Genomic DNA, 23,112 nt, shown 5'->3' with positions numbered 1-23,112 from the left:
TATTGAAAAACAATATGTAGTTTGTTGTTTTGCGGCCTAAAGCGCCGGGCGCGGGCCATCCGGCCCGCTTGGCTTCCTCGCATGAGCTCGGGCGCGCAGCCGCGCTTGCGAAACCTAGCAGTTTCGAATTGGCGCGAACGGTGAAGCAGGGTGGCGGAGCACGGCGCGAAGCGCCGCAAGGGTTATCACCCGCCCGCAGCGCCGGATGGCGTGCGGCATAAAAAGACTCATTTGACACCGGCCAAGAGGCTTCCTACATGGCTCATCTACGCCGCCTTCGAGACAGGCCGATTCATACGCGGGAATCGGTTCCAGAATAGAAGGTGCGCTTTGCATTATTCGCGACGATAATATCAGCTGCATCCCGACCATCTGAAGAGCTGGTTCCGAGGAATGCGGCTCTTTTTGCGTCCGGATGGCAATCATGTTTCGCGCGACGTGACATTAATTCTTAGCACGCGGGCATCCGCATCGTGTGCGACCAACAAAGAGGCATATCTCTTCCATGGCGACCAAGGCGAAGGCCCCAAAAACCTCGAACAAGCTCCGCAGCCGTAAGGCGCAGGGCACCGCGAAAAAGCGTATCCGGAAAATTTTCGGCGACATCCACGAAGTCGTGGACATGCCGAACCTGATCGAGGTCCAGCGCGAGAGCTATGAACAGTTCCTCCGCTCTGATCCATCGATCGATTATGTTTCGGGCCTTGAAAAGACGCTGCGCAGCGTATTCCCGATCCGCGACTTTGCAGGGACTGCCGAGCTTGATTTCGTAAACTACGAACTTGAGCCGCCGAAATACGACACGACCGAGTGCCGCCAGCGCGGCATCACCTATGCTGCGCCGATGAAGGTGACCCTTCGTCTGATCGTGTTCGAAGTCGATCAAGAAACCGAAACTCGAAGCGTCCTCGATATCAAAGAGCAAGACGTTTACATGGGTGATATGCCGCTCATGACCGACAACGGCACCTTCATCATCAACGGAACCGAGCGTGTGATCGTTTCGCAGATGCACCGTTCGCCGGGTGTTCTGTTCGATCACGATCGCGGCAAGACCCACTCTTCGGGCAAGCTGCTGTTCGCGGCGCGCGTCATTCCGTATCGCGGTTCGTGGCTCGATTTTGAATTTGACGCCAAAGACATCGTCAATGTCCGCATCGACCGTAAGCGTAAGCTGCCCGTCACCGCGCTGCTTTATGCGCTTGGCCTCGACAGCGAAGAAATCCTCCACCACTTCTATGACACGGTCACTTGGGAGCGTGCAAAGGACGGTTGGAAGATTCCATTCAACGCAGAAAACTGGCGCGGTCAGAAGCCTGCATTTGCGCTTGTCGATGCAAAGACGGGTGAAGAAATCTTCGCCGCCGGTCAGAAGATCAGCCCGCGCGCTGCTAACAAAGCGGCCAAAGATGGTCTCACCACTCTGCTGCTGCCGACCGAAGAAGTCGTCAGCCGTTATGCATCGGTTGACATGATCGATGAGAGCACCGGTAAGATTTACGTTGAAGCCGGTGACGAGTTGACGCTTGAGCATATCGAAACTCTCGACAATGCCGGTATCGACAGCCTCGAGCTGCTCGACATCGACGAAATCAACACCGGACCATGGATCCGTAACACGCTGAAAGTCGACAAGGCCGAAAACCGTGACGAGGGCCTAGAGGCCATCTACAAGGTTATGCGTCCTGGCGAACCGCCAACTAAGGAAACCGCTGACGCTCTGTTCGAGGGCCTGTTCTTCGATGGTGAACGCTATGACCTTTCTGCGGTTGGCCGTGTGAAGCTCAATATGCGTCTTGAGCTTGACGCTGAGGACACTGTGACGACCCTGCGCAAGGAAGACATCCTTGCTGTGGTGAAGGAACTTGTCGGTCTGAAAGACGGCAAGGGCGACGTCGATGATATCGACAACCTCGGCAACCGCCGTGTTCGTTCGGTCGGTGAGCTCTTGGAAAACCAGTACCGCGTCGGTCTGCTCCGCATGGAGCGCGCCGTTAAAGAGCGTATGTCGAGCGTCGATGTTTCGACTGTGATGCCAAACGATCTGATCAACGCGAAACCGGCTGTTGCTGCTGTTCGTGAATTCTTCGGCTCTTCGCAGCTGTCGCAATTTATGGATCAGACCAACCCGCTGTCCGAAGTCACCCACAAACGCCGCGTCTCAGCGCTTGGCCCAGGCGGTTTGACCCGCGAGCGTGCCGGCTTTGAAGTCCGCGACGTTCACCCGACTCACTATGGCCGTATCTGTCCGATTGAAACGCCGGAAGGCCCGAACATCGGTTTGATCAACTCGCTGGCCTCATTCAGCCGGGTAAACAAATACGGCTTTATCGAAACGCCGTATCGTAAAGTTGATGGCAACAGCGTCACCGGCGATGTGATCTACCTTTCCGCAATGGAAGAGCAGAAGCACACCGTTGCGCAGGCATCGGCCGAACTGAACCCTGATGGTACTTTCGTCGAAGAACTGATCTCGGCACGTCAGGCTGGCGACAACCTTATGGCGCCGAGCGAAACGGTCACATTGATGGACGTATCGCCGAAACAGCTCGTTTCGGTTGCGGCTTCGCTGATCCCGTTCCTTGAAAACGATGACGCCAACCGCGCTCTGATGGGCTCGAACATGCAACGTCAGGCTGTGCCACTTGTGAAAGCAGAGGCACCGTGGGTAGGAACCGGCATGGAAGAAACCGTGGCGCGCGATTCTGGTGCTGCGATTGCTGCCAAGCGTGGCGGTATTGTCGACCAAGTGGATGCGACCCGTATCGTTATCCGCGCAATCGGCGATGTCGAAGCTGGTCAGTCCGGCGTCGACATCTACACGCTTCAGAAATTCCAGCGTTCGAACCAGAACACCTGCATCAACCAGCGTCCGCTGGTGAAAGTTGGTGAGACAATCGAAGCAGGCGACATCATTGCTGACGGTCCTTCGACTGACATCGGTGAACTGGCGCTGGGTAAGAACAGCCTCGTCGCGTTTATGCCGTGGAATGGCTACAACTACGAAGATTCGATCCTGATCAGTGAACGCATCGTGAAAGACGATGTGTTCACATCGATCCATATCGATGAATTCGAAGTCATGGCTCGTGATACGAAGCTTGGACCTGAAGACATTACCCGCGATATTCCGAATGTTGGCGAGGAAGCCCTTCGTAACCTCGATGAGGCTGGCATCGTCTATATCGGTGCGGAAGTGCATCCGGGCGATATTCTGGTCGGCAAGATCACGCCAAAAGGCGAAAGCCCGATGACGCCGGAAGAAAAGCTTCTGCGCGCTATCTTTGGCGAGAAAGCGTCCGACGTTCGCGATACGTCGCTGCGCCTGCCGCCGGGTGTTGCTGGTACCATCGTCGAAGTCCGTGTCTTCAACCGTCACGGTATTGAAATCGATGACCGTACCCGCGCGATTCAGAACGAAGAAATCGAACGTCTGCGCAAGGATAGCGCCGATGAACGCGGCATTCTGAACCGTGCGACGTATAACCGTCTGCGTGACATGTTGCTGGGTCAAACGGCTTCTGCTGCACCGAAGGGCATTAAGAAGGGGTCAGAGATCACTTCAGAAGTGCTTGAAGGCCTTGATCGCCATGAGTGGTTCAAATTCGCGGTAGCTGATGATGGCCGTCAGGCTCAGATCGAAGCGATCAAAACGCAGTATGATGAAGCTGTTGGCGGCATCGACGCTAAATTCGAAGACCGTAAGGAAAAACTGGAGCGCGGTGATGAACTCGCTCCTGGCGTTCTGAAGATGGTCAAAGTCTTTGTTGCTGTGAAGCGTAAGCTTCAGCCGGGCGACAAAATGGCGGGTCGTCACGGAAACAAAGGTGTGATTTCACGCATCCTGCCGGTGGAAGACATGCCGTTCCTTGAAGACGGCACAGCGGTTGACCTCGTGCTCAACCCGCTGGGTGTTCCATCGCGTATGAACGTCGGTCAGATTTTCGAAACGCATCTTGGCTTTGCAGCGCGCGGCCTTGGTATGGATATCGCGGACAAGCTCGAAGAGTGGCATCGCGCCAACCCGAATGCTGCCGAAGACTATAAGAACGTGAAGCCACCCGAAGCGGTCGTTGAGCGCCTTAAGGATGTTTACGGCGAGCAGTATTTCGAAGATCTCGAAAGCCGTTCGGCTGAGCAGATCGTAGAGCTTGCCGGTAACCTGTCAGCCGGTGTCCCAATGGGTACGCCAGTGTTTGATGGCGCGCGTGAGCCGGATGTCTCGGATATGCTGATCAAGGCAGGCATCGACAGTTCGGGTCAATCGACCCTGTTCGATGGCCGCACTGGAGACGCGTTCGATCGTAAGGTTACCGTGGGCATCATCTACATGCTCAAGCTACACCACCTCGTCGATGACAAAATCCACGCCCGTTCGATCGGTCCATACTCGCTTGTCACTCAGCAGCCGCTGGGTGGTAAAGCGCAGTTCGGTGGACAGCGTTTTGGTGAGATGGAAGTCTGGGCACTGCAAGCATACGGCGCCGCCTACACCTTGCAGGAAATGCTCACTGTCAAATCGGATGACGTCGTCGGCCGTACCAAGGTCTACGAAGCGATCGTCAAAGGTGATGACACCTTCGAGGCGGGCATTCCGGAGAGCTTTAACGTTCTCGTGAAGGAAATGCGCTCGCTGGGCATGAACGTCGAACTCACATCGCTTGGCGATGGCGAAGACGGCGACGATTGGCCGGAGGCAGCGGAATAGAGGGAGCGGGCTCAAAAGCCCCTCCTACCTTCGCTACCCAAGAGATTTCACCCCCTGAGGGAACCAAGTCATGAATGAACTGACCAAATTCACCAACCAGCTCGCTAAGCCGGAAACATTCGACCAAATCCAGATCGGCATCGCCTCGCCAGAGCGCATCCGTTCGTGGTCATTCGGCGAGATTAAAAAGCCGGAAACCATCAACTATCGTACGTTCAAGCCTGAGCGTGACGGCTTGTTCTGTGCGCGCATCTTCGGCCCTGTGAAGGACTACGAATGCCTGTGCGGCAAGTACAAGCGGATGAAGTACAAGGGCGTCGTTTGCGAAAAATGCGGCGTTGAAGTTACCGTTACCAAGGTGCGCCGTGAGCGCATGGGCCACATCGAACTGGCCGCGCCGGTTGCGCACATCTGGTATCTAAAATCGCTGCCATCGCGCATCGGCCTTCTGCTCGACATCCAGCTTAAGCAGCTTGAGCGCATTCTCTACTTCGAAAGCTACGTTGTGATCGAGCCGGGCCTGACCCCGCTTGAGAAGTTCCAGCTGCTGACCGAAGACGAACTGCTCGAAGCGCAGGACGAGTATGGCGAAGATGCGTTCTCCGCCGACATCGGTGCAGAAGCAGTCAAAGTTATGCTGATGGACCTCGATCTGGAGCAAGAGCGCGACGATCTGATGGAAGAGCTGGCGGTTACCAAATCGACGCTCAAGCCGAAGAAGATCATCAAGCGTCTCAAGGTTGTCGAGAGCTTCATTGACTCGGGCAACCGCCCGGAGTGGATGATCCTCGAAGTGATCCCTGTGATCCCGCCAGAGCTGCGCCCGCTGGTGCCGCTGGATGGTGGCCGTTTCGCGACGTCCGATCTCAACGATCTCTATCGCCGCGTGATCAACCGTAACAATCGTTTGAAGCGTCTGATTGAACTGCGCGCGCCGGACATCATCGTCCGCAACGAGAAGCGTATGCTGCAGGAAGCTGTGGATGCGCTGTTTGATAACGGTCGCCGCGGCCGTGTCATCACCGGTGCGAACAAGCGTCCGCTGAAGTCTTTGAGCGACATGCTCAAGGGTAAGCAGGGTCGTTTCCGTCAGAACTTGCTCGGTAAACGTGTCGACTATTCTGGTCGTTCGGTCATCGTGACCGGCCCGGAATTGAAACTGCACCAGTGCGGTCTTCCAAAGAAGATGGCTCTCGAGCTGTTCAAGCCGTTCATCTACGCCCGTCTCGATGCGAAGGGTCTTTCCATGACCCTTAAGCAAGCGAAAAAGTGGGTTGAGAAAGAACGCAAGGAGGTCTGGGACATCCTTGACGAGGTTATCCGCGAGCACCCGGTTCTACTGAACCGTGCGCCGACGCTTCACCGTCTTGGCATTCAGGCGTTTGAGCCCGTTCTGATCGAAGGTAAGGCAATTCAGCTTCACCCGCTGGTCTGCTCGGCGTTTAACGCTGACTTTGATGGCGACCAAATGGCCGTTCACGTCCCGCTGTCGCTCGAGGCGCAGCTGGAAGCGCGCGTCCTGATGATGTCGACCAACAATATCCTGTCGCCCGCCAATGGTAAGCCAATCATCGTGCCTTCGCAGGATATGGTCCTCGGTCTCTATTATCTCTCGATGGAACGTCAGGAAAAAACTCCTGAATTCCTTGAGAATGAAGATGGCACCAAGGTCGAAAGGCTGCCGCGTTTTGCCGACATGGCCGAAGTGCATCAGGCTCTCGAAACCAAAGCTGTTACGCTCCACACCAAGATTCTCGCCCGTGTTCCGCAGGCTGATGAAAAGGGTAAAGTGGTGATGAAGCGCTTTGAAACCACTCCGGGCCGTATGCTGATCGGTGAGTGTTTGCCGACGAACCACAAGGTTCCGTTCGACATCATCAACCGTCTTCTGACGAAGAAAGACATCGGCGACGTGATTGACGAAGTTTATCGTCACACCGGTCAGAAAGACACTGTGCTGTTTGCCGATGCCATCATGGTTCTCGGTTTCCGTCACGCGTTTAAGGCCGGTATCTCCTTTGGTAAGGATGACATGATCATCCCGGACTCAAAGGTGAAGATGGTACAGGACACGAAAGATCTGGTTGCCGGTTACGAGCAGCAATATCAGGACGGTCTCATCACCCAGCAGGAAAAGTACAACAAAGTCATCGACGCTTGGTCCAAGTGTGGTGACCTGGTTGCTGATGCGATGATGGCCGAGATTAAGGCGACGCCAATCGGCAAGGATGGCAAAGAAGCGCAGATCAACTCGATCTACATGATGAGCCACTCCGGTGCGCGTGGCTCGCCAGCGCAGATGAAGCAGCTTGCGGGTATGCGCGGTCTGATGGCCAAGCCTTCGGGCGAGATTATCGAAACGCCGATTATTTCGAACTTTAAGGAAGGACTGTCCGTCCTTGAATACTTCAACTCGACCCACGGTGCGCGTAAAGGTCTTGCCGATACCGCGCTAAAAACGGCGAACTCGGGTTACCTGACCCGCCGTCTGGTCGACGTGTCGCAAGACTGCACGATCGTCGAAAACGATTGTAAGACTGAAAACGCGCTAGAAATGCGCGCTATCGTTCAAGGTGGTTCGGTAATTGCATCGCTTGGTGAGCGGATTCTAGGCCGCACCGTGGCTGAGGACATTGTGAACGCAGCGACCGATGAAGTGATCGTGAAGGCGGGCACTTTGATTGATGAGCCAATGGTGAAAGAAATCGAAGCGGCTGAAACACAGTCTGCCAAGATCCGTTCGCCGCTGGTTTGTGAAGCTGATCAAGGCGTTTGTGGTACTTGCTATGGACGTGACTTGGCGCGCGGTACTCCGGTCAACATCGGTGAAGCTGTCGGCGTCATCGCTGCTCAGTCAATCGGTGAACCGGGCACCCAGCTTACGATGCGGACATTCCACATCGGCGGCGCAGCGCAGCTCAACGAAACATCGCACCTTGAATCGATCTCGACCGGTAAAGTCGAATTGCGCGGCATGCCGACTATCACCGATAAGAAGGGCCGCATTCTATCGCTCGCACGTAGCGGTGAAATTGCGGTTATCGATGCCGAAGGCCGTGAGCGGGAAATGCACAAAGTGCCTTACGGTACCGTGCTCATGTTCAAGGATGGCGAGAAGGTCAAAGAAGGCGACCGTCTGGCTGAATGGGATCCGTTCACCCTGCCAATCATCACCGAGCAATCGGGTGTTGTGAAGTATCAGGACCTCGTTGAGGGTACCACGCTCGAAGAGCAGACTGATGATGCAACGGGTATCGCCCAGCGTGTCGTGACCGAAAACCGGGCGACCGGCCGGAAGAAGAAAGAGGAATTGCGTCCGCGCATGACTCTTCTCGGCGAGGGTCAGACCGATGCTGATGAGACCGAAGCGCAGCGCTATATGCTCGCGCCAGGTACAACGCTTTCGGTTGAAGATGGCCAGACAGTTGAAGCGGGTGACATCCTTGCGCGTGCATCGCGTGAAGCTGCTAAGACCCGCGACATCACCGGTGGTCTTCCGCGTGTCGCCGAACTGTTCGAGGCGCGTCTGCCGAAGGATATGTCGGTTATTGCTAAGACTTCTGGCAAGATCGAGTTTGTGCGCGAATACAAAGCCAAGCGTAAGATTGCGATTGTTCCCGAGGAAGGTGATGCAGTCGAGTATCTGATCGCGAAGACCAAAGTGATTGATGTGCAGGAAGGCGACTTCGTGAAGAAGGGTGATACCCTTGTTTCAGGCTCGCCTAACCCGCACGACATCCTTGAAGTTATGGGCGTCGAAGCTCTGGCCGAATATCTCGTCAATGAAATTCAGGAAGTCTACCGACTGCAGGGCGTGAAGATCAACGACAAGCACATCGAGGTGATTGTTCGCCAGATGCTGCAGAAAGTTGAGATCACCAAAGGCGGTGACACGGTATTGCTCCCTGGTGAGCAGGTTGACCGCGAAGAGATGGACGAAGTCAACGCGAAGCTGGGTAAAGGAAAGGAACGCGCCGAAGGCACACCGATCCTGCTCGGCATTACCAAGGCGTCGCTGCAAACTCGCAGCTTCATTTCAGCTGCTTCGTTCCAAGAAACCACTCGCGTGCTGACGCAGGCTTCGGTTGAAGGGAAGAAGGACACACTGATCGGTCTAAAAGAGAACGTGATCGTGGGCCGTCTGATACCGGCTGGTACAGGCGCGGGCATGAATCGTATGCGGGTTACCGCATCGAGCCGTGATGCTGCGCTTAAAGCCGCGTGGAAGAAACAGCAGGACAAGCTTGCCGCTGAAAAAGCTGTTGAGCCAGAGCCCGCGGCTGATCCGGTTTCAAGCGAAGAAGCGATGAAGGCTGCTATGGGAGGCGGAGACGCCCCTGCCGCTGAATAGGCAAAGCTGAAAAGCTAAACCGATAGGCCCCGCCGGAGCATAGCGCGCCGGCGGGGCTTTTCTTTGCCGTTCATTGTGCAGTCGGAATTGCAGTCTTAGGATCAGGATCACTCAAAAGGGGAGGGACAGATGAAGAGACTGATTTTAACCGCCGCGATTATGGCGGTTGCAATGCCGCTACCTGCCGCCGCGCAAGATACGATTGTTGTCACCGGATCACGGCAAGATCGCTCGGTTGGGAATGCCTATTTCACAGCAAATAATGGCCCGTCCGCGATAGGCGTCACGCGCAAGGCGGATTACTTTGTCACCCCACTTTATGTCAGCTCGGATTCGCGCGACCGAGATGCCCGTGCCGAAGAGCTTTTCGCGATGCTATCTGCGACAATCGACCGCGCCGCAAACGAAGGCATTACGCTCGTCGCAGGCAGCTACACTCTAAAACCAGTGACCCGCGCCAACATGCGAGAACTGCCGGTTAGAGGCGGAAACCGCCCAGACACGAGCAGGGTGCAAATCTACGCCCGCATCCCATTGCAGGGAGAGGCTGCGAGTGTTCGCGCAACGGCCAAGGATATCGCAGAATTCGTCAAAGGAATTCCTGCAACAGGACGCTCCTTCATTGATGTCGGCACGACGGGTTTGGCGATCGATGATCCCGAACAATATCGCGCTGATGTCGTGCGCCACATCGCTAAGGAATCGACCCGCTATGCCGCGATGTTTGGCAGCGGATACGGGGTCGAAATAAGCGGCCTAGAGGGCGATCTGTATTGGCAGCAGTCAAGCGAGACCGAAGTCTTTCTCTACATCGAGCATGACTTTACGATCCAGCCAAAATAGCTTCTGGCTATTCGCTGTCAGGCGGCGTTGAATCGCTTAATTCAATGCGTGAAAACGTCGCTTGCGCGTAATCTCCGTTGGCTTTGTCCACCGCCCAGTCGCCCGTGCCAGCACACGCTGCGTACCAGTTGCCGCCGCCACTTTTCGTGCTGCACTGGTTGTAGACGCCCGCTTTGAAGTAGAGCGAATCCCCACCGTATGCGTATGGGTTGTCCTTAGCGTCTGCACCGCGGACCAAGCTGCGGGATTGAGTGACAGTTCCCAAGCGTTCGTTGTGAAAGGTCAGATACATCGTGTTGCGATGGACGTTTATCTCATAGCTGAATTCTTCGCCTAGCTTGATGCCGTTTTCGCCAGGGTCTTCCTTCGTTTCCCAGTTCCCGCCGAATACTGGCACCGAAAGGTCATTTCGGTCCGGGTCGTCTTTCGCCAAATTCCGCTCATAATTCCAGAATACAACGCCAGCTTCGTGACCGGGCAGCTTCTTGAAGTAAATCTTGATCGGCTCGTTTCCGTATCCAAATCCGCTTGCAGTGCTCTTTAGTTTGACCGCATGAATTTGCCCGACGACAACGGAATATGCCGCTTTCGCGCTGGGTTCGCCTGCATTCAGAGCGACATGATCGACGGTCAGCGTCGCATTGAGTTTGCCGCCTATGGAACCAAATTTGTCCGCCCCTTTGCGCGCTTCGACCGCAAAATTGTTGCGCGGATCATGGGTGTCGATCCGCGTATTCTTTCCGCGGATCATCTGGCGCAATTCACTGCGTGTATTGCTTGAGTTCGCCGTAGTTGTCGCTTTGTTTGGCGCCGCAAAGACAAGTCCGCCTTCGTTATTCAAGTAGAAATAGTCCGGGTGATGGTACTTTTTGATCTCGGAGACGGATTTCTCGTCAACCTTGCCATCCTTATTTGCGTCCATCGGAAGGGTAATTTTCCAATGGCTCAAGTCGAATTGACTCGATGGCAATTGAGCGTCGTCACCTGCTGCTGCCGGAACAGAGGCCGCCAGAAACGCCACTGAGGCGATGGTGAAGGCGCGTGAAAAAGTTTCGTCGAAAGCCATTGGTCTGCATCATCTCCGGAAATTTGTCTTACATATTGGTAGGACATTTTTCCTGAACCACCAATGCCCAACTCACAAAGCACAAAAAGTGTAGTAATGCTATTGCGACGTATTCGCAGTAAGGCTATAGATCAGCATGTCTGATAACGGAGATGTACAATGCGAGAAAGCGCACACTCGGCTTCTGCCGCCGCGTGGATAAAGGAATTACAGCGCCCGAAACAGACAAATGCGCTTTCGCCTATAGCGGCGCGCTTTGTGTACTCGCTCAGGCTGATTGCCTTGCACGAGCGGGCCAAGGAGGATCCGTTGCCGGAACTCGTCGTACGGCTCGGCAGTGTTGAAGTGGCGGCCAAGGCGCTGGCACTCGCGCAAGCAGTGTCAAATATCTGGCCAGACCCGATCCATGTCTCGCGTTTCTGTTGCCATTTCCTATCTTACGATGAAACGGCAATAGGTGCTTTGCTAGACAGTGCATCTCAATGTGATCGCACCGGTTTCGAGAACGCTATCGCAGGCCTAATCCGCCCTGATCGAATGCACCGTCTTTGGGACAAGACACTGGCGCTGATCGCAGCAGAAGCGCGCGCGCTATGACCAATTGAATACCTTGCCGCACCGCGCTCGTCTGGCTACCGCATTCGGCATGACCATTACCCGCTTCGCACCATCACCCACGGGCCGCCTGCATGTCGGCAATATCCGCACCGCACTTCACAATTGGATGCTTGCTGAAAAAGCGGGCGGAGAATTCATACTACGCATCGACGATACCGATGCTGCTCGCAGCAAAGAAGAATATGTTGAGGCAATCCGCACTGACCTTGCGTGGCTTGGCATCGCAGCGGATCGCGAGGAGCGACAGTCTGAGCGATTGGATCGCTACGAAGTTGCCTTCAATCAGTTGAAGGATGCGGGCCGGATATACCCCGCATACGAGACGCAGCAGGAATTGGAGCTGAAAAGGAAAGTGCTTCTCGGGCGCGGTCTGCCGCCAATCTATGATCGCGGCGCGCTGGATTTGACCGAGGAAGAGCGGGAAGCAAAGCAAGCTGCGGGCATTGAACCTCACTGGCGGTTTAAGCTTGATCATGACGAAGCGATTGTTTGGGAAGACGGCGTTCGCGGAACGGCCAAGTTTGACCCCAAGCTGCTATCTGATCCGGTAATTAGACGCGCTGACGGTTCTTGGCTTTATATGCTGCCCAGCACGGTCGATGATGTGGATATGGGAGTGACGCAGGTGCTGCGCGGCGAAGATCATGTTTCGAACACGGCAGTTCAGATTCAGATGTTTACCGCAATGGACGCCGCTGTCCCAAGCTTCGCGCACGAAGCGTTGCTTGTCGGCAAAGAGGGCAAGCTGTCGAAGCGCCTTGGCTCACTTGGCTGTGATGTGTTCCGGGAGAAAGGGATTGAGCCTGAAGCCATTCTGGCGCTGCTTTCCCGGCTCGGTACTTCGCTCCCCGTAGAACCAATTACTGATCGGGCCATTCTGCTCGACACATTCGACCTTTCGACATTCGGACGTGCGCCTGCAAGATTTGACGATGCCGATCTCGACCGGATCAACACCGCCATTGTCCATGCAATGCCATATGAGGCCGTCAAAGAGAGGTTGCCGGAAGATATCGATCAGGCCGGTTGGCATGCTGTACAGCCCAACATCGCGACCGTCGGCGAGGTTGCCGAATGGTGGCGGCTGGTTACTGGACCGATTGAGCAGCCCGAGTTTGCCGACGACGACAAAGCATACCTTGCCGAGGCCGCACGGACATTGAGATGGAGCGATGATCCTTGGTCGGCTCTCACCTCTGCGCTCAAAGAGAGCACTGGCCGCAAAGGGAAAACATTGTTCTTGCCGCTGCGCCAAGCGCTCACTGGCATGAACCATGGACCGGATATGGGCGAATTGTTGCCGCTTATCGGTGAAGCTGAAGCAAAGGCTCGATTGGAGCGCGCTGCGAAATGAGCAACACCATACTTGCCCGCCAGCTTTTTGACGCTTTCCAAGCGGGCGATGCCGATGCCGCAAGGGCAGTTTGCTCTTCCGACATGACAGGTTGCCAAAATGGCGGCCCAAAGATGCCTCTCGAAACTATCCTTCACTTCGCCGTTGCGGTGAAGGAAGCCGCGCCAGATTTTCGTTATGAAAACATTGTTTGTGCGGAAACTGCATCTGGCTTCGTTGAAGAGCACCGCGTTCGCGCCAGCTTTGGCAAGCATGGTGACCTTGATCTGCTCATCTGTATTGTCGCTGACGTAAGCGGCGGCAAGATCACCGCATTACGTGAATATTTCGACACTGCCGCTGCCGCAGCTTTGGGTAAAGCGCTCGGCCGCGGCTAGTCGGTTGCGCATCGGTCCAACGTCACTCGCTGTGCTGATCCAGCTCGTTACCTGAAAGTGTCACCACATGGAGCAGGTTGGTCGAACCCGGAGTGCCAAACGGCACGCCAGCCAAAACAATCTGTTTCGACCCGGCTTCGCCAAATCCGTGCCGCAAAGCCATACGTTTGCCTTTCGCAATCATCTCTTCAAAGCTGCCGATATCCTTGGTCGCAACGGCATGGGTGCCCCAGAGCAAAGCCACGCGCCGCGCCGTCCGCATAGATGGCGTTAGAACCAAGACCGGCGTATCGGGACGCTCACGCGCGACGCGGCGAGCGGTTGAACCGGAATCGGTGAAGACAGTAATCGCGCTGATCGAAACCGTGTCGGCAATAGTCATACAGCTGTGCGCAAGAGCATCTGACGTGGTCGAATCCGGCGGTGTTTCGAGGAAGCGAACGCGTTTCAGATAATCTTCATCACCTTCAACCTGCCGTGCAATACTGTGCATCATTGCCACGGATTCTTGCGGCCAATCGCCCGCCGCACTTTCGGCCGACAGCATAACAGCATCGGCACCGTCATAGACTGCATTTGCAACATCAGAGACTTCTGCACGGGTCGGTATCGGGCTTTCAATCATCGACTCAAGCATTTGTGTTGCGACGATTACCGGTTTGCCTGCACGGCGTGACGAGTTGACAATCTTCTTCTGAAGCGGCGGAACCTCGTGCGGCTCCAGTTCGACGCCAAGATCGCCGCGCGCGACCATTATGCCGTCCGACATTTCGATGATTTCGTTCAGGCGATTGACCGCCATTGGCTTTTCGATCTTGGCGCACAGAGCAACCGATTTCCCGCCGTGTGCAGTAACGAGCTTACGCGCTTCGGCCATATCATCGGGACGCTGGACAAAGCTGAGCGCGATCCAGTCCGCACCTTGCTCGACTGCAAAGGCTAGGTCCTTTCGGTCCTTTTCAGTGAGTGCAGGAATCGGGACTTCGGCATCGGGCACATTCACGCCCTTGCGATCCGATATGACGCCGCCGACTTCCGCGGTGCAGAAGATGCGGTTTTCGTCCGCTTCTTTCACTTTCAAGCGGATTTTTCCGTCATTGATGAGCAACCGTTGCCCGCGCTCCATAATCCCGAACAGCTCGGGATGCGGCAGACAAACTCGGTTCTCGTCTCCAGGTGTGGGATCGCGATCGAGAGTGAAATGCGCTGAGTGCTTGATGACTGCTTTGCCATCTTTGAACGTACCGACACGCAGTTTCGGCCCCTGAAGATCAGCCAGAATTGCGATGGGACGGTGAAATTCCTTCTCCAACGCCCGGATAGCGGTGATCGCTTGCTCATGGTCGGCGTGATCGCCATGGCTCATGTTCACACGGAAGGCGTCTGCGCCTGCTTTGAACAATCGGCGTAGCATTTCTGGTGATCGGCTCGCCGGACCGATAGTTGCCAAAATTTTGACCTTGCGCCCGCGCGGGTCGATCCGTGTATGATCGCGTTTCGTCATTGATCCCGTGTCCCTCTTTGATTTGATGCTATGACACGGAAGTGTTGCAACTCAAGGAATAGTCTCATGCAAACCGGTATAGCGGATACGAATTCACCCGATCCACTGGAAGAATTGGATGATGCGATCGCTGCAGCGGCCTTTCGCAGGTTGGTCCGGCATTTGCGTCATCGCCATGATGCGCAAAACATCGATTTGATGGGGCTTTCGGGGTTCTGCCGCAATTGCCTGTCCGATTGGATACGCGATGCCGGGTACGAAGGCGACAAAGCTGCGTCGCGGGAGCTGATTCACGGGATGCCGATGGAGGAGTGGAAGGCGGCCAAACAAACTCCTGCTACCGCAGAACAGATCGAAGCGATGGAAGCGAGTGTAGTCAAGAACAAGGCAGGCTTGCTCTAATTCTAAATCAATGTGGATTGCACCCTTTCGCGCGTCCGCCGCTGCGCGTATTCGGTGCACCAACTGATTCTCAATCCACCGGAGACTGAATACAATGGCTGAAGCCACCGATGACCGCCTGCGCCTTTTGATCGAGCGCATCGAACGTCTTGAAGAAGAAAAGAAAGGCATCGCCGACGACATTCGCGATGTCTATGCAGAGGCGAAAGCGGTTGGTTATGACGCGAAAATCATGCGTCAGATCGTGCGTCTGCGCAAAATGAAGCCCGATGATCGAAGCGAGCAGGAAATCATCCTTGAAACTTACAAGGCCGCGCTTGGCATGGGCTAACCTTGCGTTTCCTACCGTTGAATTCTGTTCAGTCTGTATTATATCAATAACACACTAAAGATGGGAGAGATTTGATGGCCGGACCTTGGAAAGATGCGCGCGGGATTATCGTTAGCACAACACCCACGCTCGAAGGGATGCCGATCCAAGAATATCTTGGGGTCATAACCGGTGAAGTTATTGTTGGCGCAAACGTTTTCCGTGATCTGTTCGCAAGTGTGCGCGATATCGTTGGCGGTCGTTCGGGTAGCTATGAACGCATCTTGGCTGATGCACGAAATCAGGCCATCGAGGAGCTACAGGCTGAGGCCGCGAGCCGCGGCGGAAATGCTGTGGTCGGGATTGATCTCGACTACGAGGTGATCGGCGCAAATGGTTCAATGCTGATGGTGTCGGCCAGCGGTACTGCAGTCAAAGTCTAGGCGCTTCCCTCGCTCGCCATCGCCAGAAACGCGACGCCAATGGCGATCCCGTTATGGACGGCGTGGAGGGCAACGGCGGTCCACAATCCATAGTGAACGCGTAGGTATGCCGCGATTGAGCCGAGCACAAATTGCGGCAACACCAACGGCAGCAAGACAAGGATTGACCCCTCGGTATAATTGGCGAAGTGCACCAGCGCGAAAGCAATACTGCTAAGCCAGAATGCGCCGGGGAATATCGTTTTGAACCATTGCGGCGTGGGGCGTTTCCAGACCACAGCCGTAGCAATTGCCGCGAAGAGAGCGCCGCCTAGAAGCGACAATCCAACGCCAAGTTCCGCCTCTTCCCCAGTCTTCGACACGCCCATGACCGCCGCGACTGTTCCCGCGACAAACAAAATCGGGAGCACGATTAGGTAACGCGGGCGGCCCGACAGCCAGCTGCGAAAGATAAGTTCTTCGATCAATGGTGCCGCGATCACCACGAGGACCACGGTCCCTATGGACATTTCGAGTGAGCTATTCAGATTCTCGGGTAGCTTGATGCCGATGGCAACCAAAGTCATCAATGCAGCGATAAAGATCAGCAAGAAAATCAGATCAAGACCAAGCATCCGTAGTATGGCGCGCGCACCGCTGCCCATGCGCTTCTTGTGATCGGGAAGGGTCGGGTTTTTCAGAAACGTTCCGAAGGCACGCCATTCTTCTCTGGCTGAACTGGGCTGCGGAAAAGAGGCAGCAATGCCATCGCCGAAAACGGCATCGATTTCTGCGGGTGTATCAGGGGTTGTGGTCATATCGCTCATCGGGCTAATGCGATGCCAGTTTCATTCCGCTTAAGCCAAACAAAAAAGAGTTCCCATGGCAGGCCATTCCAAATTCAAAAACATCATGCACCGCAAGGGCGCGCAGGACAAAAAGCGTTCAAACCTGTTTTCCAAACTATCGCGTGAAATCACGGTGGCGGCGAAAATGGGCACGCCCGATCCCGATATGAATCCGCGCCTGCGTTTGGCCGTAAACACTGCCAAGTCGCAGTCTATGCCAAAAGACAACATCCAGCGCGCCATTGATAAGGCAAACGCTGGTGATGACGAAAGCTACGAAGAGGTTCGGTATGAGGGTTATGGCCCAGGCGGCAGCGCAATCATTGTCGAAACGCTGACAGACAACCGCAATCGCACCGCTACTGCTGTGCGCACCGCTTTCAGTAAGCATGGCGGTAATCTCGGCACAGAAGGGTCCGTTCAGCACGGCTTTGAACGGCTTGGCCTGATCGAATATTCGGCGGACGCCGGTGACGAAGACACCGTGCTGGAAGCAGCCATGGAAGCTGGCGCTGATGATATCGAAAGCTCTGACGATGGCCACACGATCTGGACCGCATCCGATGACCTGCATCAGGTCGCGAGTGATCTTGAAAAGGCTCTCGGCGAAGCGTCCAACGTAAAGCTCGCGTGGAAGCCCAACATTACCGTTGAGATGGACGAGAAAGGCGCGGGCACCTTGCTCAAGCTTATCGACGTGCTCGATGATGATGATGATGTGCAGACCGTTTGGGGCAATTACGAGATCAGCGACGAAGTGATGGATAAACTGGACGCGTGAGTTGGCGCGAGTGGCTGTTCGCGGCTGCTTTAGGCCTGGCGTTTTTGACCGCTATCTTCTGGCGATTGGGTTTTAGGATCGGCCTATGAGGAAGAGATCGTGATTATTCTTGGTCTTGATCCATCACTCAGCTGCACCGGATGGGGAGTAATCCGTTCCGAAGGTTCGCGCATCGCCCATATTGCGAATGGTCAAATCAAAACCGACGCAAAGGCACCGATGGTCGAAAGACTCCATCATCTTCATGACGCGGTGCGCTCTGTCCTTATCGCACACTCCCCTGACCGGGCAGCTTGTGAGGAGGTATTCGTCAACAAGAACCCGCAATCAACCCTCAAGCTTGCACAGGCGCGGGGCAGCGTACTTGCCGGATGCGGTGCAAATGGTTTGAAGGTCAACGAACATTCGGCCCGGCTGGTGAAGAAAGCGGTTGTAGGAACTGGCGCCGCCGACAAGGCACAAGTGCAGGCAATGCTCAAAATATTGCTGCCGGGCGCAGAGATAGTAGGTGCTGATGCAGCGGATGCGCTCGCAGTGGCAATTGCAGACGCGCATCTGAGCGGTGCAATGTCGATTCGAAAACGAGGTTATCGATGATCCATTTTTACGGCATTCCCAATTGCGACACGGTTAAGAAGGCGCGCAAATGGCTTGAGGCGAATGACCTCGAATATGTCTTTCACGACTATAAAAAAGAAGGTGCCGAGGCGTCCAAGCTGGAGGCATGGATTGCCGAGAAAGGCGTAGAGACGGTGCTCAACAAGCGAGGTACGACATACCGTAAGCTTTCCGACCCAGAAAAAGCCGATGCTTCAGATGGTCACAAAGCAGTAGCCTTGTTGGTTCAGCACCCTTCAATGATCAAACGTCCAGTGATCGAGGCTCCAAATGGCATACTGGTTGGTTTCAAGGAAGATGAATGGTCCGCAGTCTTATCCTGAGCGCATGTGCAGTCGCTCTCATATTTCCAGTGCCCGTAGTGGCTGATGATGGTCCCCTTGTGATCGCGCATCGCGGTGCAAGCGGTGAGCGGCCCGAACACACGCTCACAGCCTATGAGCTAGCGATTGAGCTAGGCGCAGACTATATCGAGCCAGACCTTGTGGTGACAAAAGACCTCAAGCTGGTTTCGCGCCACGAAAACGAACTTTCAGGCACGACTGATGTCGCGGACCGCGAAGAATTCGAGCATCTGCGCCGTGACAAGACGATCGATGGCCAACGCGTTGCGGGCTGGTTCGCAGAAGACTTCACATTAGCCGAATTGCGGACATTGCGCGCGAAGGAGCGAGTGCCCGGATCACGGCCTGATAACACCCGCTACAACGGTCTGTATCAGGTGCCGACGCTCGAAGAAATCGTGCAACTCATTCGTGCCAAGGAAGACGAAACCGGCCGCACGATCGGGCTCTATCCAGAGCTGAAGCATCCGACGTTCCTACTTGAAGACTCGGGCATCGACATAGTCGATCTGGTCCTGCTCGAACTGCGCAATCTCGGCATCAGCGCTGAAGATCCGATCTATATTCAGAGCTTTGAAGTCGGCGTTTTGCAGCGGCTCGACCAGCGTAGCGACTATAAGCTTGTCCAATTACTCCACCCCGAAGGTGGTCCGGCGGACGAAACAGATATGCGCTATGCAGAAATGATCACGCCGACCGGTCTTACCGAGATCGCCTTATATGCTGATGGGGTGGGCCCATGGATTGGTTACGTGCTTGATCCCGTTACCATGGAAGAAACGTCATTCGTTTCAGATGCCCACGCTCTTGGCCTGAAAGTCCATCCATGGACGCTACGCAAAGAGAACGGTTTTCTTCCTGCAGCACTTCAGGGCGCGGGCGGTCCAGAAGCTGATGGTCAGTACAAGCTGCTTTGGAGCAAGGCGATTGCCAGCGGGGCCGACGGCTTCTTCACGGACAATGTTCGGGAGTTCATTGAGCTCGCTGGCGAATGACGCTGATTAAGGGCGAACACGAAATTCCGGTTCCTGACGATCCCGTAATTGTTTTTGATGGAATGTGTGTGCTCTGCTCCGCGAACGCTCAGTTTGTCCTTAAATATGATAGACGGCAGGTGTTTCGTCTTGCTGCTATGCAGGATGAGGTAGGCGCCGAATTGATGCGGCGTGCCGGGCTGGATCCGAAAGATCCGATGAGCCTTGTTGTCTTCGATTCTGACCGGATCTGGCGCGACAGTGATGCAGTCATCCGGATCTATGATCGTATGGGATGGCCATGGCGCATCGCTCGCATTGGATCATTGGTTCCGCGTGTTGTGCGCGATCCGCTTTATCATCTCATCGCACGCAATCGGTACAGAATATTCGGCAAGCGAGAGACTTGCTGGGTGCCGACACCAGAGCAGGCGAGCCGGATTCTTTAGTCTTTGCGCCGCGCGCTGAGAATGTAATTGAGCGCTTCGTTATCTGACAAATGCAGTCCCTTGCCGATGCCGTAGGCGATGCCGCGGCGCTGAGTCACCTCCAGCCTGACTCCGGAAAGCAGCTCTTCAAATTCCTCTGGCGTGATAAAATCAGACCAATGATGCGTGCCTTTGGGCACATAGCCAACGGCTTCGGCCGCACCAACCAGCAAGACGCGGCTCGCCGCAGTGCGATTGGGTGTCGACATAACAAGCACCCCTCCGGGCGCGAGCCTTGCTGCGACATCGGCTAGGAATGCTTGCTTGTCCGCAACATGCTCAATCACCTCAAGGCATGTGACCAGATCGAACTGGCCGATATCCAGGCCAGCCACTTCGCCAGCCATGTATCGGACATCCAAGCCGCCCGCTTCGGCATGCGTGGCAGCAACAGATACATTTTCAGCCGACGCATCAACCCCGGTCACATTGGCCCCGAGACGGGAAAGCGGCTCGCAAACCAAGCCAGCACCGCATCCGATATCCAGAGCGCTCTTGCCATCTAAAGGTTTGATCGAACGGGAGTCTCCGCCCCAATGCGCATCAATTGCATCGCGAATAAACTCCATGCGCACCGGATTGACCTGATGCAGCGAGGCCATTTTCCCCTTTGGATTCCACCAATCGCGGGCCAAGCCAGAGAAGAACTCGGCTTCCTCTGGGCGGATAGTAACATTTGATACGTTTGCGTTTCCCATTGAGGCTCCTTAACAGCGCGAACGCGCACTAACCAGCGGGAGCTTCGGCCTTGGCCAAGAGCAAGCAACGTATTGTTATGAAATTCGGCGGAACGTCGATGGCCGGGACGGAGAGAATCCGCCGGGTGGCCAATATCGTGCGCGCTCAAGCGGCTGAAAACTCGGAAGGTGTTTCGAGCGAAGTCGCTGTTGTTGTAAGCGCGATGGCGGGTGAGACGGATCGGCTCATCAATTTCTGCCGCGAGGCAAATGCGATTTATGACCCAGCGGAATATGATGTCGTCGTCGCCAGCGGAGAGCAGGTCACGAGCGGATTGCTTTCGCTTACGCTTCAATCGCTTGGGTGTAAGGCGCGCAGTTGGCTCGGCTGGCAAATGCCAATGAAGACGATCGGCGCGCACTCGAAAGCCCGGATTGAAACGATCGACGCGCCTGAAATGGTCGCGAGCATAGAGGCAGGCGAAGTCGCGGTGGTGCCCGGATTTCAGGGTCTCTCTCTTGAAGGTCGCATCGCAACGCTTGGCCGTGGCGGATCAGATACGTCGGCCGTGGCGGTTGCAGCAGCCGTGGGCGCGGATCGCTGCGACATCTATACCGACGTTGACGGTGTCTACACGACGGACCCGCGCATCGTTGCGAAAGCGCGCAAGCTAAAGGCGGTCACCTATGAAGAGATGCTGGAGCTTGCCAGTGTCGGCGCAAAGGTGCTGCAAACCCGCTCTGTCGGCCTAGCCATGAAGGAAGGAGTACGACTTCAAGTCCTCTCCAGCTTTGTTGGCGATGATGCGGTATCGGCGGACGAATTGCCCGGGACGATGATCGTCTCGGATGAAGAAATGGATGAATTGGTGGAGAAGGGCCTGATGGAACGTCAGCTTGTAACAGGCATCGCGCACGACAAGAACGAGGCAAAGATTATCCTGACCCGGGTTCCCGATAAGCCGGGCGCTGTGGCACATATCTTTGAACCGCTTGCCGATGCCAGCATCAATGTCGACATGATTATTCAGAACGTTGGCCGCGATAAAGGCGAGACTGACGTGACCTTTACGGTGCCACAAGCAGACCTAGCGCGCGCTCAGGCAATGTTGGAAGACAAAGCCGATCTAATCGGGTTCAACCGTATCATCACCGACAGTCATATCGCGAAAATCAGCGTAGTTGGCGTTGGCATGAAGAGCCACGCCGGTGTCGCTAGCACGATGTTCCGCGCGCTATCCGATCGCGGGATCAACATTCAGGCCATATCTACGTCCGAGATCAAAGTCAGCGTTTTAATCGATGAAGATGAGACTGAATTGGCCGTGCGCGTGTTGCATACTGCGTATGGGCTGGATGCTGTCGACTAAATACGTCCATAGCGCTCGGGATGCCGATAAATGTGCCCGTTTAGCCAACTGCGCAAGCTTGATCGGTTAACATCGGGCAACTCGTCGCTTTGCGGCCCATATTTGGTCGCCGTTAACCATATTTGATAGCATCTGTTTAAGACTGCTAACGCGAACTTATGCGCTCATTTCAGGAGTCGCATACAATGGTTCTCAAAGCCCACCTTGATCCGGTCGCCGCAGTGTTTGACGAGAGGCGCGATGCGCGCCGTGCCATGCAGCTTGAGACGAGCGGGGTCCTGCCAGGCGGGACCGATGCAAATGTTATAGTCCACAACCTGTCCGCGGTTGGACTTTTGCTGGAAACCGATCTGACATTAAATGCTGGGGAAGTGTTGTCGATTGCGCTGCCTGATGTGGGACCGGTCGACGCAGCAATTGTCTGGCAGAGTGAGCATCTTTTCGGATGTGCTTTTACCGATGCCCTGCCGGAAGGCGCTTTGGCCGCTGCACAATTGCACAGTTTGATCGATCATAATGAGCCTGCCGGTAGCCTGCCTTTCCCATCGACCCCGGCCGAGCCTTTCGGCGTCCGATTGAACCGTTTGCGGCGTGAGCGCGGCCTCACATTGGCGAATGTCGCCGCCTCTCTGGAGGTCAGCAAGCCGACGGTTTGGGCATGGGAGAAAGGTAAGGCGAGGCCGCTTCCAGAGCGGATCGAAGCAATTGCGTCTGCTTTGGACGTATCAATCGACGAACTGTCCGACAGTCGGGATGGCGATAAAGGGCGAAGCGTTATCGAGGATGCTCGCTTACGTATTGCGACTACTTACGGAGCGGACCCCCGCAGCATTCGCATAATGATCGAGGTTTGAGAGAGCCTTTTTCAGAGTTTTACAATTAGGAAACGCGAAAAAATCCGATTTTATGGTAAACAAAAATCAATGTTGATTCGTTTTTTAGTCAATAAAAGTCAATAGACTAACAGATAATACTTGAAAGTGCGGAAATTTAAGGGGTTCTGCATTTTAGATAAGTCAAGTGTTAGCTAACTATTGATTCTCTGATTGATGGATGG

20 protein-coding genes are annotated in these 23,112 nt (G+C 55.1%); 16 read left to right on the top strand and 4 right to left on the bottom strand.

All coding sequences use genetic code 11. The features are described from left to right. Positions 1–505: 505 nt before the first annotated feature. The 3 genes from rpoB (at position 506) to KCG46_RS01895 (ending at position 9,902) form a co-directional block, all read left to right on the top strand. Positions 506–4,708: a DNA-directed RNA polymerase subunit beta gene (gene rpoB / locus KCG46_RS01905; RefSeq protein ID WP_218403656.1), complete on the top strand. Its 4,203-nt coding sequence runs from the start codon at positions 506–508 to the stop codon at positions 4,706–4,708. A gap of 70 nt (positions 4,709–4,778) precedes the next feature. Then, entirely contained in the window at positions 4,779–9,059 is a 4,281-nt protein-coding gene (rpoC, locus tag KCG46_RS01900; RefSeq protein ID WP_218403655.1) for a DNA-directed RNA polymerase subunit beta', read from the top strand. Between the two features lie 129 nt (positions 9,060–9,188). After that, a complete protein-coding gene (locus tag KCG46_RS01895; RefSeq protein ID WP_218403654.1) occupies positions 9,189–9,902 on the top strand; it encodes a hypothetical protein in 714 nt (237 codons plus the stop codon). A 7-nt stretch (positions 9,903–9,909) separates the two neighbouring features. On the opposite strand, the gene KCG46_RS01890 is transcribed toward KCG46_RS01895, so the two are convergent. After that, entirely contained in the window at positions 9,910–10,968 is a 1,059-nt protein-coding gene (locus tag KCG46_RS01890) for a polysaccharide lyase family 7 protein (RefSeq protein WP_218403653.1), read from the bottom strand. 159 nt (positions 10,969–11,127) lie between these two features. On the opposite strand from KCG46_RS01890, the gene KCG46_RS01885 reads away from it, so the two are divergent. The 3 genes from KCG46_RS01885 to KCG46_RS01875 are packed head-to-tail and all read left to right on the top strand — an operon-like array spanning position 11,128 to position 13,317. Beyond that, the gene (locus KCG46_RS01885) at positions 11,128–11,565 is read left to right on the top strand and encodes a DNA-directed RNA polymerase subunit beta' (RefSeq protein WP_218403652.1); all 438 of its coding nucleotides are present in this window, start codon (positions 11,128–11,130) and stop codon (positions 11,563–11,565) included. 49 nt (positions 11,566–11,614) lie between these two features. Then, entirely contained in the window at positions 11,615–12,940 is a 1,326-nt protein-coding gene (gene gltX, locus KCG46_RS01880) for a glutamate--tRNA ligase (protein WP_218403651.1), read from the top strand. Next, on the top strand, positions 12,937–13,317 hold the full coding sequence (locus tag KCG46_RS01875; RefSeq protein WP_218403650.1) for a nuclear transport factor 2 family protein: 381 nt from the start codon (positions 12,937–12,939) through the stop codon (positions 13,315–13,317). Before gltX ends, KCG46_RS01875 begins: the two co-directional genes overlap by 4 nt. A 22-nt stretch (positions 13,318–13,339) precedes the next feature. On the opposite strand, the gene pyk is transcribed toward KCG46_RS01875, so the two are convergent. Further along, positions 13,340–14,821, bottom strand: a complete 1,482-nt coding sequence (gene pyk / locus KCG46_RS01870; protein ID WP_218403649.1) for a pyruvate kinase — start codon at positions 14,819–14,821, stop codon at positions 13,340–13,342. Between the two features lie 66 nt (positions 14,822–14,887). Here pyk and KCG46_RS01865 point away from each other — a divergent pair, with 66 nt between their 5' ends. From KCG46_RS01865 to KCG46_RS01855, 3 genes are all read left to right on the top strand, one after another. Then, positions 14,888–15,223: a DUF1244 domain-containing protein gene (locus KCG46_RS01865; RefSeq protein WP_218403648.1), complete on the top strand. Its 336-nt coding sequence runs from the start codon at positions 14,888–14,890 to the stop codon at positions 15,221–15,223. Positions 15,224–15,317: 94 nt separating this feature from the next. Beyond that, entirely contained in the window at positions 15,318–15,554 is a 237-nt protein-coding gene (locus KCG46_RS01860; RefSeq protein WP_142787856.1) for a DUF2312 domain-containing protein, read from the top strand. Positions 15,555–15,628: 74 nt separating this feature from the next. Beyond that, positions 15,629–15,976, top strand: a complete 348-nt coding sequence (locus KCG46_RS01855) for a heavy metal-binding domain-containing protein (protein WP_218403647.1) — start codon at positions 15,629–15,631, stop codon at positions 15,974–15,976. On the opposite strand, the gene KCG46_RS01850 is transcribed toward KCG46_RS01855, so the two are convergent. Beyond that, a complete protein-coding gene (locus tag KCG46_RS01850; RefSeq protein WP_218403646.1) occupies positions 15,973–16,782 on the bottom strand; it encodes a CPBP family intramembrane glutamic endopeptidase in 810 nt (269 codons plus the stop codon). The genes KCG46_RS01855 and KCG46_RS01850 overlap by 4 nt on opposite strands. A 55-nt stretch (positions 16,783–16,837) precedes the next feature. Here KCG46_RS01850 and KCG46_RS01845 point away from each other — a divergent pair, with 55 nt between their 5' ends. The 5 genes from KCG46_RS01845 (at position 16,838) to KCG46_RS01825 (ending at position 19,969) form a co-directional block, all read left to right on the top strand. Continuing rightward, complete coding sequence (locus tag KCG46_RS01845) at positions 16,838–17,584, top strand: YebC/PmpR family DNA-binding transcriptional regulator (RefSeq protein ID WP_218403645.1); 747 nt, start codon at positions 16,838–16,840, stop codon at positions 17,582–17,584. Positions 17,585–17,683: 99 nt separating this feature from the next. Continuing rightward, positions 17,684–18,181, top strand: a complete 498-nt coding sequence (gene ruvC / locus KCG46_RS01840; RefSeq protein ID WP_218403644.1) for a crossover junction endodeoxyribonuclease RuvC — start codon at positions 17,684–17,686, stop codon at positions 18,179–18,181. Further along, positions 18,178–18,525, top strand: a complete 348-nt coding sequence (locus tag KCG46_RS01835) for an ArsC family reductase (protein ID WP_218403643.1) — start codon at positions 18,178–18,180, stop codon at positions 18,523–18,525. Before ruvC ends, KCG46_RS01835 begins: the two co-directional genes overlap by 4 nt. After that, on the top strand, positions 18,504–19,541 hold the full coding sequence (locus KCG46_RS01830) for a glycerophosphodiester phosphodiesterase family protein (protein WP_218403642.1): 1,038 nt from the start codon (positions 18,504–18,506) through the stop codon (positions 19,539–19,541). The genes KCG46_RS01835 and KCG46_RS01830 overlap by 22 nt, the downstream gene beginning before the upstream one ends. Continuing rightward, positions 19,538–19,969, top strand: coding sequence for a thiol-disulfide oxidoreductase DCC family protein (locus KCG46_RS01825; protein WP_218403641.1), 432 nt, complete (start codon positions 19,538–19,540; stop codon positions 19,967–19,969). Before KCG46_RS01830 ends, KCG46_RS01825 begins: the two co-directional genes overlap by 4 nt. Here KCG46_RS01825 and ubiG read toward each other — a convergent pair. Continuing rightward, entirely contained in the window at positions 19,966–20,706 is a 741-nt protein-coding gene (gene ubiG, locus KCG46_RS01820) for a bifunctional 2-polyprenyl-6-hydroxyphenol methylase/3-demethylubiquinol 3-O-methyltransferase UbiG (RefSeq protein WP_218403640.1), read from the bottom strand. The two genes, KCG46_RS01825 and ubiG, sit on opposite strands and share 4 nt — an antisense overlap. A gap of 77 nt (positions 20,707–20,783) precedes the next feature. Here ubiG and KCG46_RS01815 point away from each other — a divergent pair, with 77 nt between their 5' ends. Together KCG46_RS01815 and KCG46_RS01810 are read left to right on the top strand one after the other, a co-directional pair. Continuing rightward, entirely contained in the window at positions 20,784–22,055 is a 1,272-nt protein-coding gene (locus KCG46_RS01815; protein WP_218405244.1) for an aspartate kinase, read from the top strand. A 185-nt stretch (positions 22,056–22,240) separates the two neighbouring features. After that, the gene (locus KCG46_RS01810) at positions 22,241–22,909 is read left to right on the top strand and encodes a helix-turn-helix domain-containing protein (protein ID WP_218403639.1); all 669 of its coding nucleotides are present in this window, start codon (positions 22,241–22,243) and stop codon (positions 22,907–22,909) included. Positions 22,910–23,112 lie beyond the last annotated feature (203 nt).

The sequence above is a fragment of the Erythrobacter crassostreae genome (genome assembly GCF_019204045.1).
Taxonomy (GTDB): Bacteria; Pseudomonadota; Alphaproteobacteria; order Sphingomonadales; family Sphingomonadaceae; genus Erythrobacter; species Erythrobacter crassostreae.
Note: the sequence above shows the minus strand (reverse complement) of the source record. Positions and strands in the feature narration are given on the sequence as shown.